General features: G+C 37.4%; 13 protein-coding genes. All 13 read left to right on the forward strand.

All coding sequences use genetic code 11. The features are described from left to right. Positions 1 to 111: 111 nt before the first annotated feature. The 13 genes from bcp to ACZZZW_RS21935 all read left to right on the forward strand — a co-directional run bounded on the left by bcp (position 112) and on the right by ACZZZW_RS21935 (position 16087). Positions 112 to 576, forward strand: a complete 465-nt coding sequence (gene bcp / locus ACZZZW_RS21875; RefSeq protein WP_055912357.1) for a thioredoxin-dependent thiol peroxidase — start codon at positions 112 to 114, stop codon at positions 574 to 576. A 57-nt stretch (positions 577 to 633) separates the two neighbouring features. Beyond that, a complete protein-coding gene (locus ACZZZW_RS21880) occupies positions 634 to 1479 on the forward strand; it encodes a transketolase (RefSeq protein WP_055912360.1) in 846 nt (281 codons plus the stop codon). Between the two features lie 76 nt (positions 1480 to 1555). Beyond that, on the forward strand, positions 1556 to 2512 hold the full coding sequence (locus ACZZZW_RS21885; protein ID WP_055912362.1) for a transketolase family protein: 957 nt from the start codon (positions 1556 to 1558) through the stop codon (positions 2510 to 2512). 91 nt (positions 2513 to 2603) lie between these two features. Next, a complete protein-coding gene (locus tag ACZZZW_RS21890; RefSeq protein WP_055912364.1) occupies positions 2604 to 3164 on the forward strand; it encodes an RNA polymerase sigma factor in 561 nt (186 codons plus the stop codon). Positions 3165 to 3179: 15 nt separating this feature from the next. Beyond that, positions 3180 to 3854: a hypothetical protein gene (locus ACZZZW_RS21895; RefSeq protein ID WP_463496518.1), complete on the forward strand. Its 675-nt coding sequence runs from the start codon at positions 3180 to 3182 to the stop codon at positions 3852 to 3854. Between the two features lie 87 nt (positions 3855 to 3941). Continuing rightward, positions 3942 to 4382: a hypothetical protein gene (locus ACZZZW_RS21900; RefSeq protein ID WP_463496519.1), complete on the forward strand. Its 441-nt coding sequence runs from the start codon at positions 3942 to 3944 to the stop codon at positions 4380 to 4382. Between the two features lie 70 nt (positions 4383 to 4452). Further along, on the forward strand, positions 4453 to 5643 hold the full coding sequence (locus ACZZZW_RS21905; RefSeq protein WP_463496520.1) for an aspartate aminotransferase family protein: 1191 nt from the start codon (positions 4453 to 4455) through the stop codon (positions 5641 to 5643). 99 nt (positions 5644 to 5742) lie between these two features. Next, the gene (locus ACZZZW_RS21910) at positions 5743 to 6420 is read left to right on the forward strand and encodes a response regulator transcription factor (RefSeq protein WP_055912373.1); all 678 of its coding nucleotides are present in this window, start codon (positions 5743 to 5745) and stop codon (positions 6418 to 6420) included. Between the two features lie 60 nt (positions 6421 to 6480). Then, positions 6481 to 7785 carry a sensor histidine kinase gene (locus ACZZZW_RS21915; RefSeq protein ID WP_463496521.1) on the forward strand — a complete coding sequence of 435 codons (1305 nt, stop codon included), beginning with the start codon at positions 6481 to 6483 and terminating at the stop codon, positions 7783 to 7785. Positions 7786 to 7848: 63 nt separating this feature from the next. After that, positions 7849 to 9753: a 7TM diverse intracellular signaling domain-containing protein gene (locus ACZZZW_RS21920; RefSeq protein ID WP_463496522.1), complete on the forward strand. Its 1905-nt coding sequence runs from the start codon at positions 7849 to 7851 to the stop codon at positions 9751 to 9753. A gap of 345 nt (positions 9754 to 10098) precedes the next feature. Further along, positions 10099 to 12954 (forward strand): SusC/RagA family TonB-linked outer membrane protein, encoded by a 2856-nt coding sequence (locus ACZZZW_RS21925; protein ID WP_463496523.1) that lies wholly within the window; start codon positions 10099 to 10101, stop codon positions 12952 to 12954. 11 nt (positions 12955 to 12965) lie between these two features. Continuing rightward, positions 12966 to 14381: a RagB/SusD family nutrient uptake outer membrane protein gene (locus ACZZZW_RS21930; RefSeq protein ID WP_463496524.1), complete on the forward strand. Its 1416-nt coding sequence runs from the start codon at positions 12966 to 12968 to the stop codon at positions 14379 to 14381. 257 nt (positions 14382 to 14638) lie between these two features. Next, positions 14639 to 16087 (forward strand): glycoside hydrolase family 30 protein, encoded by a 1449-nt coding sequence (locus ACZZZW_RS21935; protein WP_463496525.1) that lies wholly within the window; start codon positions 14639 to 14641, stop codon positions 16085 to 16087. The last annotated feature ends 60 nt before the right edge of the window (positions 16088 to 16147 follow it).

The following is a 16147-nucleotide window of genomic DNA, read 5'->3' on the forward strand; positions in this document are numbered from 1 at the left end:
AAAGTGTCATATTTTAAACAATGATAAACACATTTAAAAGTTAACTGTTTAAATTGCACGTGGCACAAGGCATTCAATAATTAAAGCATTCAAAATTCAATCATTATATATATGGCAGAGTTAAAAGAAGGTGATCAGGCACCTGCAATTACATCAAAAGATCAGAATGGCATCGAAGTATCTTTAAACGATTATAAAGGCAAAACTGTTGTTCTTTATTTTTACCCTAAAGATGATACCCCGGGCTGCACAGCAGAAGCCTGCGATTTTAGAGATAATTATCAGGGCTTACAGGCGCAAGGTATTGTGGTTTTAGGTGTAAGTGTTGATGATGAAAAATCGCACCATAAATTTGTAACCAAACATAACTTACCATTTACTTTACTTGCTGATACCGATCAGAAAATTGTAAATGACTATGGTGTTTGGGCGGAGAAAAACATGTATGGCAAAAAATACATGGGTACCGTACGTACCACATTTATCATTGATGGTGAGGGCAAAATTGCTCATATTATCAAAAAGGTTGACACTAAAAACTCAACGCAGCAAGTACTCGATTTAATTAATAACTAATTATGATATAGCGGGTAAAATATTACCTTTGCTATGTAACAACAACCTCTTATTTTAATGAAACATACAATTAAAGAGCTAGAAGATATTGCGTCTCAAATCAGACGAGATATCGTAAGAATGGTTCACGGATGCCAATCTGGCCACCCAGGTGGTTCATTGGGTTGCGCCGATTTTTTTACTGCGCTATATTTTGAAGTCTTAAACCACAATAAGGATTTCACTATGGACGGGATTGGCGAAGATTTATTCTTCCTATCCAACGGTCACATTTCTCCAGTTTGGTACAGTACACTTGCACATGCAGGTTATTTCGATAAAAGTGAATTGGCAACCTTCCGTAAGCTGGATTCGAGGTTACAAGGCCACCCAACCACTCATGAGCATTTACCAGGTATCCGCGTAGCATCTGGCTCATTAGGGCAAGGAATGTCTGTAGCCATTGGTGCCGCCTTAACTAAAAGATTAAATAAAGATAATTCGTACGTGTTTACTTTACACGGTGATGGCGAATTACAAGAAGGCCAGAACTGGGAAGCGGCAATGTTTGCTCCTTTCCACGAGTTAGACCGCTTAATCTGCAGTGTGGATTACAACGGCCAGCAAATTGACGGGCCAACTAAAAAAGTACTTTCGCTGGATAGTTTACAGGCAAAATTTGAAGCTTTCGGATGGCATGTAATCAATACTGATGGTAATGATATGCAATCGATCGTTGAAGGCTTACATTATGCCAAAACATTGACAGGAAAAGGCAAACCGATTTTAAATTTAATGAGCACACAAATGGGTGCTGGTGTAGATTATATGATGGGTTCGCATAAGTGGCATGGTACAGCACCAAATGATGAGCAATTGGCTTTGGCTTTGGCACAATTACCAGAAACTTTAGGGGATTATTAACCCCCTTACCCCCTGAAGGGGGAGTAAATAACTTTTAATTTTAACTACAAATAAAGCCCCTTTAGGGGTTTGGGGTATGAAAAAATATACATATACAGAAAAAAAAGATACACGTTCGGGTTTTGGTGCTGGCTTACATGAAGCTGGTAAGAAAAACGAAAATGTAGTTGCCTTATGTGCCGATTTAGTTGGATCGCTTAAAATGGATGCATTTATTAAAGATTTTCCTGAGCGTTTTACACAGGTTGGTATTGCAGAAGCAAACATGATCGGTATTGCAGCGGGTATGACAATTGGTGGCAAAATCCCTTTTACAGGTACATTTGCCAATTTCTCAACTGGTCGTGTTTACGATCAGATCCGCCAATCGGTAGCTTATTCTAACAAAAATGTTAAAATTTGCGCATCTCACGCGGGTTTAACCCTTGGCGAGGATGGTGCTACCCACCAGATTTTGGAAGATATCGGTTTAATGAAAATGTTGCCAGGCATGGTAGTGATCAATCCTTGTGATTATAACCAAACCAAAGCAGCAACTTTAGCCATTGCAGAATACGAAGGACCAGTTTATTTACGTTTCGGCCGTCCGGTAATTCCTGTATTTACAGATCCTGATCAAAAATTCGAAATCGGTAAAGCATGGATGGTAAACGAAGGAACAGATGTAACTATAATTGCTACCGGCCACATGGTTTGGAAAGCAATTGAAGCTGGTGAGAAATTAGCTGAATTGGGCATTGATGCAGAAATTATCAATATCCATACCATTAAACCTTTGGATGATGAAGCAATCTTAACATCTGTTAAAAAAACAGGTTGCGTGGTTACCTGCGAAGAGCATAATAAATTTGGTGGTTTAGGTGAAAGTGTAGCACGTTTGTTAACTACTGAATTGCCAACCCCACAAGAATTTGTAGCTACAAATGATACTTTTGGCGAAAGCGGAACACCAGATCAGTTAATGTCTAAATATGGCTTAGATGCTATTAACATTGTTGAAGCCGCCCAAAAAGTAATTGGCAGAAAAAAATAAAATTTAAATTTAACCAGAAAGGCACCAAGAACACCAAGGATAACCAAAACTTTGTGTACTTAGTGTCTTTGTGGTTTTATAATAATCATAAATGAAACAAGTTGAAGATTCAGAAATTCTTGCACTGTTTGCCGTAGAGCGCACGCGAAATGAAGCCTTTAACCTGTTGCTAAAAAAATATCAGCAAAAAATATACTGGCACATCCGCAGATTGGTTTTAAACCACGATGATTGCGACGACCTTTTGCAGGAGGTATTTGTTAAAGTTTGGAAAAACCTGGAAAAATTTAGAAGTGATTCTCAGCTCTATACCTGGATTTACCGCATCGCTACCAATGAATCCATTACTTTTCTAAATAAACAAAAGCAGCGCAATAACACGCCTTTAGATGAGGTTTCTGGTGCGCTTGCCGATAACCTGGTTGCTTCATCTTATTTTAACGGAGATAAACTCGAAATTAAACTACAAAAAGCAATTCTTACCTTACCCGAAAAACAACGCATAATTTTTAACATGAAGTATTTTGATGATATGAAATATGAAGAGATTTCTGAAGTACTCGGTACATCTGTAGGTGCATTAAAAGCGTCATTTCATATTGCTGCAAAAAAAATTGAAGCTTTTATTACAAATGATGAAATAGACTATTAAACCTTTTCACTTTAATTGAATCATATATCTGTGATGAACGAAAATATAGAAAATAACGATTGGATAAATGAAGCTCCTACCCTTGCGGCAATGGGGAAACGTAATCCATTCTCCGTTCCTGATGGATATTTCGAAAATTGTGAGGAGGCCATTTCTTCTGCTGTTTATTTTGATCAGTTAAAACAGAAAACCAGCAACAATAATTTTGAAGTTCCGCAGAATTATTTCGAAGATTTAACGGAACGGATACAAACAAGGATTGCCCTTGAAGCATTGCCGAAAGCAGAAAATGCATTTACGGTGCCAGAAAATTATTTCGATACTTTACAAAGTAGGATTTCAAACAGAATTGCGGTAGCAGAGCCTAAAAAAGAAGCTAAAGTTATCCCTCTATGGAGACGCAGCCTAGTTAAATACGCAAGTGCAGCGTGCTTTTTGTTAATGGCATCATTTGGCATTTATTTCTACCAAAATAGTAACACTGCAACCGTTATGCAAACGCAATCTGCCGAAGCAGTAAACGAACAACTGTTATATGATATTGATGAAAGCACAATCATCGATCACTTGGAGGCAGAAAATACAACAACATCCAATCTAAAAACTACTTCTGCGTCAGATACAGAAATGGAAAACTACATCCTGAGCAATTTCTCGTCAAACGATCTTTCTCAGGAATTAAATAATTAATGAAACCATCATGATTAACAATAACAAAAACCATATCGAAATCATGATAGCTTCATCAAATTTGAAAACAAGAATAAACAGATGAAAATGAAGAATTTACTTTTTGTTGCTTTAATGTTTTTATTGCCTACCACCCTTTTAGCACAAAAGCCAAAAGGAGAAGAAATAGAATCACTTAAAATAGCTTTTTTTACTCAAAAACTGGATTTATCACCGGAAGAGGCTAAAATTTTCTGGCCAATTTATAACGATATGCAAGAAGAACAAAGCGCATTGCGTAAAGAGCGCATGCAGAAAATGATTTCTTTCCGCAAAACCACAGAGATTGATAATTTAACCGATGCACAAGTACAAAGTTTAATTACGAGCGAATTCGATTTTAAACAAAAAGACCTTAATCTGGATAAAAAATATTACAACAAACTCAAATCTTCTCTACCGATTAAAGTTGTAGGCAAGTTTTACAGGGCCCAGGAAGGTTTTAAACGGGAGTTGCTCAATAGATTTAAAGGCGGACAAAGGCAATAAAGAAAAAGACTTACAGTAATGTAGGTCTTTTTTGTTTTAAAGCACTCTATCATTTCCGTACTTTTGTACCATGCTTACCCAACGTCAGTTGTTTTTACAACACAATGCACAAACCTCTCCTGAACCCCTTATGCTCGAATTTGTAAGGGCTAAAGGTGTTTATATATACGATTCTGCCGATAAAAAACATTTGGATCTAATTGCCGGTATCGGTGTTAGCAATGTAGGCCATTGCCATCCGGCTGTGGTTAAGGCAATCCAGGAGCAGGCAGAAACCTATATGCACCTAATGGTTTATGGCGAATATGTACAAACGCCTCAGGTAAATTTTGCTAAAGCACTTGCCGATATTTTACCAGAAAGTTTAAGTTGTACCTATTTTTTAAACTCGGGTACAGAAGCTGTAGAAGGTGCAATGAAACTGGCCAAACGCTATACCGGCCGCAAAGGTTTTATTGCTTGCAAAAATGCTTACCATGGCAGCACACAAGGTGCAGAAAGTTTAATGGAAAGCGATTTCTATTCGTCTGGTTATGGGCCTTTTTTGCCTCATGTAAGCTTTATTGAGCACAACAATATTTCTGATCTTGATAAAATCACCACAGAAGTTGCCGCTGTATTTATCGAACCCATTCAGGGCGAAGCCGGAATCAGGGTGGCTGATTTAATTTATATGCAAGCCTTGCGTACAAAATGTACTGAAACCGGTACCTTATTAATCTTCGACGAAATACAGTCAGGTTTTGGCAGAAGTGGTAAAATGTTTGCTTTCGAACATTACAATATAGTACCCGATGTTTTACTTTTGGCAAAAGGAATTGGTGGCGGTATGCCAATCGGTGCATTTATCAGTTCGCTGGAAATCATGTCGGTATTATCGCATACACCTATTTTAGGCCACATGACAACATTTGGCGGTCATCCGGTTTGTTGTGCAGCAGGCTTGGCCACTTTACGCACCTTGGTCGACAATCATATTGTGGATGAAGTTGAAGAAAAAGGACAAGTATTTAAAAAGTTGCTCCAACACCATGCAATAAAAGAAATAAGGGGAAAAGGGTTGATGCTCGCTGTTGAATTTGAAAATTTTGAGATCAACAAAAAAATTATCGATGCCTGTATCCTCGATGGTGTATTGTCAGATTGGTTTTTACATTGCAGCAACTCCATGCGTATCGCGCCCCCGTTAATTATTACCAAAGAAGAAATTGAAGAAGCATGTGCGATCATCTTAAAAAATATTAACTTAGTTGCAGGGTAATGGCATCAAGCAAAGTGTAAAAAAGCAGCTAATCTGCTAAGAAAAACATCAATTGTAAAAGCCATAAACCGAAAATTGCAAACCGAAAACTGTAACTGAATGAACGTACTTATAGTTGAAGATGAAAAAAGCCTTGCGCTGGAAATGGACGAATTCTTAAGCAAAGAAGGATTTATTGTAGAGCATGCATGGAAAAAATCTTCTGCGGAGGAAAAAATATTTGTAAACAACTACGATTTCATTTTATTGGATTTAGGCTTACCTGATGGTGATGGATTTGATATTTTGAAGCAATTGAAAGCCACTAAAGATCGCGATGATGCTGTAATAATTTTGACCGCCCGTAGTGCTGTAGACGATCGGATTAAGGGACTGGATGAAGGTGCGGATGATTATTTACCTAAACCCTTCTCGTTAAATGAACTTTTAGCAAGAATGCATGCCATTACCCGCAGAAAACACAAGCTGGAAAAAAATGAAATCAACATTCATAATTTTTTACTTAACATACAAAATAGAACGGTTTCTTTTGCAGAAGAAAGATTAAACCTGACCAAAAAAGAATTCGAAATTTTTAACTACCTGGTACTGAATAAAAATCGTGTGGTATCTCGGATGAGTCTTACAGAACATGTTTGGGGCGATATTTTAGAAGTAAACTCTGATTCGAATTTTGTAGATGTGCATGTAAAAAATCTACGCAAAAAACTAGCTGCGGTTAGTCCTACTGATTGGTTTGAAACGGTTAGAAGTATTGGTTACAGAATTAATTGCTAGCCCGTTGGGCAATTGTCAGCTAAAGGAAATAACTAATGGCTAACGAACTAATGAACCAAAATGAAATTACAGGTTAAGTTATCATTATATAATGCGGTAACCAAAATTGCCATCATCCTGGTTTTAGGAGCGATTATTTTATTTTCGCTGGATAAACTTGCCTACAATCAACTCGATAACCGTTTAATCAAAAAAAAGAATAAAATTATTGAGAACTTAAATGATGATGAAATTGACAGCCTTTTAAATAAAGAACAATCTTTTACCGATTATAACATTTTAAAAGAAGAATTTATCGTTTTAACCGATATACCCGACAATTTACCAGATTCTACAGCTAAAGTGTTTACCGAAAAGCGGGAAATTGAAGGCGATATTGAAGTTTACCGCATACTTAACTATAAATTTTCCTACCATACCAACTGGTATAACCTCGAAATTGGGGAAACAATGACCACCCTGCAGTCGATTAAAAATTCGATCCGTTTTTACATGCTCATTGTGCTTGTGGCCGCCTTGCTGATTACGCTTGTTACCGATTTTGCCTTTTCGAATTTCCTGCTCAAGCCATTTTACCTGATTATCGATAAAAAAATCAACCTTGTTGACGATCCTTCGCACTACAATTACCAGAATATACCCACAAGCACCGAAGATTTTAAAATTCTTGATAACAGCATCAACTCGTTAATGCGAAAAATAAATACACTTTTTGCACTAGAAAAACAGTTTATTGCCAACGTTTCGCATGAGTTGCTTACCCCAATCTCAATCTTAAGTACAAGATTTGAGAATATGCTCAATACACCAAATATTCCGGTAGAGCACGAAAATAAAATTTATGCTTCGTTAAAAACATTAAACCGCTTAAAGGTGATCATTAACAGCTTGTTACTGATTTCGAAAGTGGAAAATAATCAGTATTTAAAAACCGAAGAAATTAGCCTGAAACAGGAAATTGAAGACATTTACGAAGATTTGGAAGACCGTATTGCAGATAAAAACATCATTTATAGCACCAACCTGAGTAAAGATTTCCATTTTAAAGGCAATAAAGCACTGATTCACACGCTTTTAATCAACATCATTAACAATGCAATTAAATACAATGTTGATGGCGGTACAATTGCAATAACTGATAAAACCGAACTGGAAAAGTACGTATTAACCATTAGTGATACGGGTTCGGGAATGAGTAAGGCCCTTGTTGAAGATGCCTTTGACCGCTTTAAACGAGGAAATACGGACGAAAATGGTTTTGGCTTAGGTTTAGCAATTGTTCAAAGCATTGCCAGGTTTCACAGAATCGAAATCGATATTCAATCTGAAGAACAGAAAGGAACAAGTATTTCATTATATTTTTAAAATGAAATTTCGCTGATAAGCCGATCGGTATCACGTGAAGACAAATTTGTACCTTTGTAATTAATGCTGGCACTAACTTATTTAAAGCGTTTCACACTTTTTACTGCGCTAATTTTACTGTTTTCTGTTTCGGGCTTAAAGGCACAGAAAGTGGTAGAAATGCAGGATTCTGTGGCACAGCACATATTCACCTTTAAAGAAATTGAAGTTTTAGAGGATGCCAGAAATCAATACAATTTCGAAGAGATTAAAAGCAGCGCATTCGATCAGAAATTTAAAGCGAGCCTGAGCAGTACCCCGCAAACCAAACAGCTCAATAAAACATACTGGTTCAGGATAAAGATTAAACAGAACAATCAGGCAGATAAACCGTTTTTACTGGAGTTTTTTGATCAGACTATCGATCATATTACTGCGTACATTCCTCAGGATAATAAAAAATACAAGGTTGAAAACCTTGGCGATGCAAACCATTTCGACAAAAGGCTGATTCACCACAAAAACTTCGAAATACCGTTGCAAAATGATGGAAATGGAACGCAAACCTATTATTTCAAAATCAGTTCCTCACAAATAGCCGATGTAATTATTGTGCTCAGAACCACCGAATGGTTTATTTCTTATGCCCTTGATGAATATTTTTATTTCGGCATTTTTTACGGAATGATTCTGGTTTTCAGTTTTTACAACCTTATTATGTTTATTGCCATCAGGCAAAAGCAATACCTCTATTATGTGCTCTACAACCTCAGTGTAGGTTTTTTCGAAATGAGTACCGATGGCATTGCCTATCAGTATTTGTGGCCCAATAACCCTGCATGGAATCAGGTTGCCTATGCTTTCGCACTATGCGCCACGAGTATTTTTGCACTGCTTTTTACTCGCGAGCTTTTATATGTTAAAGCAAAAGCACCTAAACTCAACCAATTTATTATTACGATTATTGTTTGCAGGATTGTGTTTTTTCTGTACTGCTATATTTTCGATCAAACACTGTTCAGCTATAAGTTTATTGAGGCTGTGCCACTCTCGGTTGCTTTTTTTACCGGCATTTATATCTATAAAAAAGGCTATCAACCTGCCCGCTTCTTTGTTTTGGGCTATAGCTTCCTTTTTGCTGGCTTTACCCTAAAGTTTTTGATCATGCTTGGCATAGGCTGGCTTAATTTCGGGGCAGTTAGTTATTACAGTTTGAGCTTCTGCTTTGTACTCGAAATGATCTTTTTATCGTTTGCAATTGGTGATAAAGTACGGATTCTCAAAGTAAAAAAGGATAAAGCACAGCAGAAAATCATCAGGCAAATGGCTGAAAATGCCAAACTTAAAGATAGTATTAACCAGGAACTCGAAAGTAAAGTTGAAGAACGTACACGCGAGGTTTACCATAAATCGCTCATCATCGAAAGCAAAAATCAGGCTTTGGAAGAAGCAAATGCTTTGCTACAGCAGCAGGCAGAAGAAATTTCGAGAATGAATGTGTTGTTGGAGCATGACAATGAAGAGCTGCAAACAAGTGTAGAAAAGGTTACCAGAGACCGCGTAATGTCTACAGAAGTAGATTTTGAAGAGTTTAGTAAAATTTACCCCGACAAAGAAACCTGTTACGAGTTTTTAGCAGAACTTAAATGGAGCAATGGTTACCATTGCCGGAAGTGCAGCAACGATCATTATTTTAACGGACACATTTTATATAGCCGCCGCTGCAGTAAATGCGGGTATGAAGAATCGGTAACCACTTATACCATTTTCCATAACACCAGGATACCGATTAACAAGGCATTTTACATGATTTTTCTGATTTACTCTTCTAAAGGCAAAATATCTTCTCATAAATTGTCAGAGCTTCTCTCCATCAGGCAAAGTACTTGCTGGACATTCGGATCGCGGATTAAAAAAGTAATGGATGACCGCAAGAAAACTTTGAAAAAAACAGCTAAAAACGGCTGGAGTCAGCTCGTAATTGAATAAAACCGGGGATTTATCAGTCACAAATTTGTTTGTTTTAAGCTTTAATTAAAGAAATTTCTTAGGTATTTAAGCGTATCATTTTCTATCCGTACCTTGCCTCATCTTAGCTACTTATGCGCTGATTATCAGGCTTAAAATAGCCATTTGTGCTATGGTATTAAAGCGTATCGAAATCAACACAAAAACCTAAATATCAGATAGTTACATAAAAATTAGCAACCAAAACACTTGTATTTAACATTAAATGAGTGTTAACTTTACGGCATAATATTAACAAGAGCAAAAATTATGAGACAAAAGTTTACATTGCTTATAGTGTGTATACTATGCGGTATCTCTCTGAGTATGGCACAGAATATAACTGTAAAAGGTCTGGTAAAAGACAAACAAGGTTTACCATTACCTGGAGTATCTGTAAAAGTGAAAGGAACTAACCAGGGTGCTTCCACAACAGACAATGGTGCATACAGCATTAGCGCACCTCAAAATGCGACATTAGAATTTACCTTTATTGGTTATAAAACAATTGAAGAGGCAGTTAATAACCGTACAACAGTAAACGTAACATTATCTGATGATAACCAACAATTAAATGAGGTGGTGGTAATTGGATATGGTACTACAACCAAGAAAGATTTAACCACCGCTGTAGTTTCATTATCATCAAAAGATATCGAAAATCAGCCGGTAACCAATCCACTACAAGCCATTCAAGGTAAAGCCGCTGGTGTGCAGATCAGTTCACAATCAGGAAAACCAGGGGCAGGTGTTGCAATTACCATTCGTGGTAATACTTCAATTAATGCATCAAATAGCCCTCTTTATGTAATTGATGGTGTTACTTCACGCGATGCAAGTTTTTTAAATCCGACGGATATAGAAAGCTTAACCATTTTAAAAGATGCTTCTGCGGCAGCCATTTATGGATCGAGCGGTGCAAATGGTGTAATTCTGATTACAACCAAAAAAGGTTCGTCTGATAAAATCCGGGCAACATTTAACGCTTTTACTGGTTTTTCTAACCTTTGGCAAAAACAGGATGTATTAAATAAAGATCAATACATCGCCCTGATGAAAGAACTTGGTTATGATACACAAGGCTTAGGTAATCAGAATACCGATTGGCAAGATTTAACTTTCGGTACAGGTACTCAAAACAGCTACCAGGCTTCAATTTCAGGCGGAGTTAAAGGCGGTCAATACTCATTATCAACTGGTTATCAACAAGATAAAGGCGTGGTATCACCAGCTAAACTGGATAAATATACCATCCACTTTAATGGGCAGCAAAACATAACCAAATGGTTAAAGCTAACAGGAAATGCTGCAATTACACAAAGTAACTCAGTAGATGTTAGTGATAATGCCAACGTTGCAAGAGGTGGAACAATTTTATCGGCATTAACTACGCCACCAACCATTGGTATTTATGCTGCAAACGGAACTTATGCCTTTAACCCTTACAAAGGTGGATCAGAAAACCCGGTTGCCAATGCGATGGCAGCAAAAAATAACAATAGAAATTTTCGTTTCTTGGGTGCATTTGCTGCTGAAGTAAAATTTACCCAAAACTTTTCATTCAAATCGAGCATTAGCACAAACAATAACGATAACCGTTATGCTTATTTCTTAGATCCATATTCTACAGATTATGGCAGAACGCAAAAAGGGATTATCAACTCTAACTTTAGTACCGACCATGTTTGGCTAAATGAAAACATTTTAAACTACACCAAAAACTGGGGTAAAAATGCATTTACCGCTACAGGTGGTATGACTTTGCAAGAATCTAAATATTATAAGTTAAATTATAACGAGCAGAATTTTATCGGCCCTAATGGCGAATTATTAGATCGCGGAACGTCAATTCCAGCACAGCTTCCTACAGCTTCTCAATGGTCTAAACGTTCATATTTAGCCCGCTTAACTTATGCTTACGACAGCAAATATTTATTCAGCACAAATTTCAGGGCAGATGGTTCATCACGTTTCGGTCCTGAAAATAAATATGGTTATTTTCCTTCGGCATCAGTTGGATGGAGAATTTCTGGTGAAAATTTCCTAAAAGATGTAAAATCAATCAACGATTTAAAATTAAGGGCAAGCTGGGGTAAAGTAGGTAATGATGAAGGAATTGGAGATTATTCATACCTGGAGCTTTACACACCAACTACTCAAGGTTCTTACGTATTTTCTCAATTGCCAAACCCAGGATTAAAATGGGAAGAAACCACACAAACCAATATCGGTTTAGATTTATCAATGTTCAACAGTCGCGTGGTTTTTACTGCTGATGCTTATTTGAAAAAAACAAAAGACCTTTTGATTAACCAGCCACTACCAAATTCAATAGGTTTTGGAAGTATCGCATCTAACGTTGGTGATATGGAAAACAAAGGTTTGGAGTTTGTTTTAACCACTAAAAACTTTGTTAAAGATAAATTTACATGGACTACCGATATCAACTTTACTTTAAACCGCAATAAAGTAACCAGTTTAGGCGACAAAGTAGGTTCAATTAATTTTGGTGATATTTATGAGCGTGATGCAGCTATTAGAGTGGTTCCGGGCCGTCCGCTGGGCAGTTTCTATGGTTATGTGTCAAATGGCGTTAACCCTCAAACCGGAAATATTGTTTACCAGGATTTAAACGGTGATGGAACAATTGATGCATCCGACAGAACATTTATCGGCTCTGCACAACCGAAATTCACCTATGGTGTAAACAACACTTTTACGTATGGCAACTTTGGTTTAAATTTCTTGTTCCAGGGTGTGCAGGGTAACCAAATGTTTAATGCTTCAAGAATGGAACTGGAAGGAATGAACGATTCGAAAAACCAGTCGGCAGTTGTACTAAACAGATGGACTACTCCAGGACAGATTACAGATGTACCTAAAGCGATAAAAGACAACAGTAGCAATACCTTAACATCCAGCCGTTTTGTAGAGAATGGTTCTTATCTGCGCTTAAAAACAACCACATTATCGTACAATTTTGGCAGCATGGCATTAGGCAAACTTAAAATGAGCAAATTTATGATTTATGCCAGTGCTTATAACCTGTTAACCTTTACCAATTATTCAGGTTTCGACCCTGAGGTTAACCAAAACTCTGCAAACGGTCCATCAATGGGTATCGATTACGGTACTTACCCGCAATCGAGAACTTTCTTATTTGGTGTTAACGTAGGCTTTTAATTCAGACAAAAATGAGACTTAAAATATATTCATTAATCGCAGCAGGTACCCTTACCTTGGCATTAAGCAGCTGCAAAAAAGATTTCTTAGATCAAAATCCAATTACGCAGGTTGGTCCTGATGTAGCTTTTGCTGATGCAGCTGCTGCAGAAAAATTAATTCAAGGTGCTTACGATGGTATGTACAACGATTACCACATTTGGGATTACATGACCAATGGTGACGTAAGATCAGACAATGCTTATGCTGGAGGAGACAATCCTGCAAACATTCAGTTAGATTTATTCACCGTAATTTCTACCAATGGAAACGTAACAAGGGATTGGAATGCATTATACAGTGATATTAAAAACTGTAACCTGATTTTAACCAACGTTCCAAATATTGTAGATGCCAAACTTGATGTGGGCGACAGAAGAAAACAAATTCTTGCCGAGGCCAGTATTTTAAGAGCCTACATGTATTTTAACCTGGTAAGAACCTGGGGTTCGGTTCCATTAGTTGTTAAAGTACCTACAACCGATGCCGAATTTTATCCTGCGAAAGCCAGTGTAGATGCAATTTACGCACAAATTATCAGCGATTTAGAGTATGGCGCAACAAATGCCCCTGCTACTGCTCCAAACAAAGGTATTATGACAAAAGGCGTGGCTAATGCTCTACTGGCTAAAGTATATGCAAGCAAACCTACTCCAGATTGGACCAAGGTTAGCACCTATTGCGATGCAGTAATAAACGGAGGATATAGTCTGGTATCAAACTACGATTTCTTATGGGATTCTAACCACAAAAACAATACTGAAGCCATTTGGGAAATGCAATATGATGGCTATGGTGGTTTGCATGGAAATTGGATGCCAAGCGTATTAGTTGGTACAGGATGGAAAAGATTTAACACTCCTACCAACAGCTTATCAAAAGCATTCGATGATGCTGGTGATGCTGTGCGTAAAGCCTCTAGCATTAAATTTAACAATGTAGTATCTGAAGGATGGAGTGATTCATATTGGTCAAAAACCAGTTATCCTTACATCAATAAATACCGAGCAGACGATAAATCTGACAACTATATTTTAAGATTGGCCGATATCATTCTTTTAAAAGCAGAAGCATTGAATGAATTAAGTGCATCAGGATGGTCTTCTGCAGCGACTTTGGTTAACCAGGTTCGAAGTCGTGTTAATTTAGGAGCAACAACAGCTACTGATCAGGCATCGATGCGCTTAGCTATCGAAAACGAACGCCGGCTAGAATTGGCCTTTGAAGGTCACCGTTGGTTTGATTTATTGAGAACAAACAGGGTAATTCCGGTAATGAACGCACAAGTTGATGGTGCAGGTACAAACCTGAATTACAACATATCTGCTTCAAAATTATACTTCCCAATACCTCAAGATGAGTTAGACAAAAACCCTAACGTACGTTAATTTATTAAAACAGAGGCGGCTACGGTCGCCTTTGTTATAAAATCATTTTTTAAAAATAACAGAAGTGGCGAATTGGCAATCCTTTATTGTATACAATTGCCATCCTATTTATAGAAAAATCATCAAAGCATTTATCCCACATTATTTAATGAATTGGAAAATTGATAATGATGATTTTACATAAACGATTTTGCTTCTTTTAACTACCCTTTTTTACAATGCGAAATACCTTGAAAACACTAACCAAAACCATAATTATGAAACCTTTTTATAACCTTGGCACTGCGCTGAGCATCTTAATTGTTGCTTGTGCATGCAGTAAAAGCCCGGAGGCAGGCAGTGGTACTTCAGAAAACCCACCATCTACCCTGCCCGTTAAAACCGACGTTGCATTTTGGCTAACCAAAGGTGATCAGTCGCAACTGTTAAAACAACAAAATGTTTCATTAAACTTTTCAGCAGCAACTAATAATTATCCAACAATCGAAGTTGATCCTGCAACAACTTTTCAAAGTATTGATGGCTTTGGCTATACCTTAACTGGCGGAAGCGCAAGCCTAATTAATGCTTTATCAGCCGCAGCACAGGATAAACTGTTAAAAGAACTTTTTGCAGCCACAAATGATGCCATTGCTGTAAGTTACCTTCGGATCAGCATCGGTGCTTCAGATTTAAGTGCTGTGCCCTTTACTTATAACGACCTGGCAGATGGAGAAACGGATGAGACTTTAACAAAATTCTCTATCGCTAAAGAACAGGCAGATTTAATTCCGGTATTAAAAAAGATTGTAGCCATAAACCCTTCAATAAAATTTTTAGGTTCACCCTGGACAGCCCCAACCTGGATGAAAACAAACAAAAGTTTTATCGGTGGCAGTTTAAAACCAGAATACTACCAAACTTATGCGAAATACCTTGTGAAGTACATTCAGGCCATGAAAGCAGAAGGCATTGTAATAGACGCAATAACTCCTCAAAATGAGCCACTTCATCCTGGAAACAACCCAAGTATGTACATGACTGCTTTAGATCAGGCAGCATTCATTAAAACTGCTTTGGGACCAATATTTCAAAGCAATGGTATCAAAACAAAAATTATTGTTTATGATCACAACGCGGATAAACCCGAATATCCAATCACAATTTTGAATGATACAGAGGCTAAAAAATATGTTGATGGCTCCGCATTCCACCTTTATGCAGGTCCTATTACTGCGCTTAGCCAGGTGCATGATGCACATCCCGATCGCAATGTTTATTTTACTGAACAATGGGTTGGTGGGCCAGGCAATTTTGCTGAAGATTTAAAATGGCATGTATCTACCCTCATTGTTGGTGCAACACGTAACTGGAGCCGTAATGTTTTGGAATGGAATTTAGCTGCCGATCAGAATTACAATCCACATACCGATAAAGGTGGTTGTACAAGCTGTTTAGGTGCAATTACAATTTCGCCCGCAGTAAGCAGAAATGTGGCTTATTATGTAATTGCCCATGCTTCTAAATTTGTTAAGCCTGGTTCGGTAAGAATTGCCTCAAACATTACCAGTAACCTACAGAATGTTGCTTTTAAAACACCTGAAGGCAAAAATATACTTATTGTTTGTAACAACAACAATGCAGAAACAGCTTTTAATATCAAATACAATGGAAAAACAGTAACCAGCAGTTTAGATAAAGGTGCTGTTGGTACTTATGTTTGGTAAAATTTATAGTTTAATTGTTTAGTCAGCCCTGCATTGCGGGGCTTTCTATTTTATAACAAT

Source organism: Pedobacter sp. AC379, from assembly GCF_979258145.1.

Coding starts and splice junctions, on each gene's coding strand:
- ACZZZW_RS21890 (WP_055912364.1), top strand. CDS start 2,604: ATGAAACAAGTTGAAGATTCAGAAATTCTTGCACTGTTTGCCGTAGAG.
- ACZZZW_RS21880 (WP_055912360.1), top strand. CDS start 634: ATGAAACATACAATTAAAGAGCTAGAAGATATTGCGTCTCAAATCAGA.
- ACZZZW_RS21925 (WP_463496523.1), top strand. CDS start 10,099: ATGGCACAGAATATAACTGTAAAAGGTCTGGTAAAAGACAAACAAGGT.
- ACZZZW_RS21920 (WP_463496522.1), top strand. CDS start 7,849: ATGCTGGCACTAACTTATTTAAAGCGTTTCACACTTTTTACTGCGCTA.
- bcp (WP_055912357.1), top strand. CDS start 112: ATGGCAGAGTTAAAAGAAGGTGATCAGGCACCTGCAATTACATCAAAA.
- ACZZZW_RS21915 (WP_463496521.1), top strand. CDS start 6,481: ATGAAATTACAGGTTAAGTTATCATTATATAATGCGGTAACCAAAATT.
- ACZZZW_RS21900 (WP_463496519.1), top strand. CDS start 3,942: ATGAAGAATTTACTTTTTGTTGCTTTAATGTTTTTATTGCCTACCACC.
- ACZZZW_RS21935 (WP_463496525.1), top strand. CDS start 14,639: ATGAAACCTTTTTATAACCTTGGCACTGCGCTGAGCATCTTAATTGTT.
- ACZZZW_RS21885 (WP_055912362.1), top strand. CDS start 1,556: ATGAAAAAATATACATATACAGAAAAAAAAGATACACGTTCGGGTTTT.
- ACZZZW_RS21905 (WP_463496520.1), top strand. CDS start 4,453: ATGCTTACCCAACGTCAGTTGTTTTTACAACACAATGCACAAACCTCT.
- ACZZZW_RS21930 (WP_463496524.1), top strand. CDS start 12,966: ATGAGACTTAAAATATATTCATTAATCGCAGCAGGTACCCTTACCTTG.
- ACZZZW_RS21910 (WP_055912373.1), top strand. CDS start 5,743: ATGAACGTACTTATAGTTGAAGATGAAAAAAGCCTTGCGCTGGAAATG.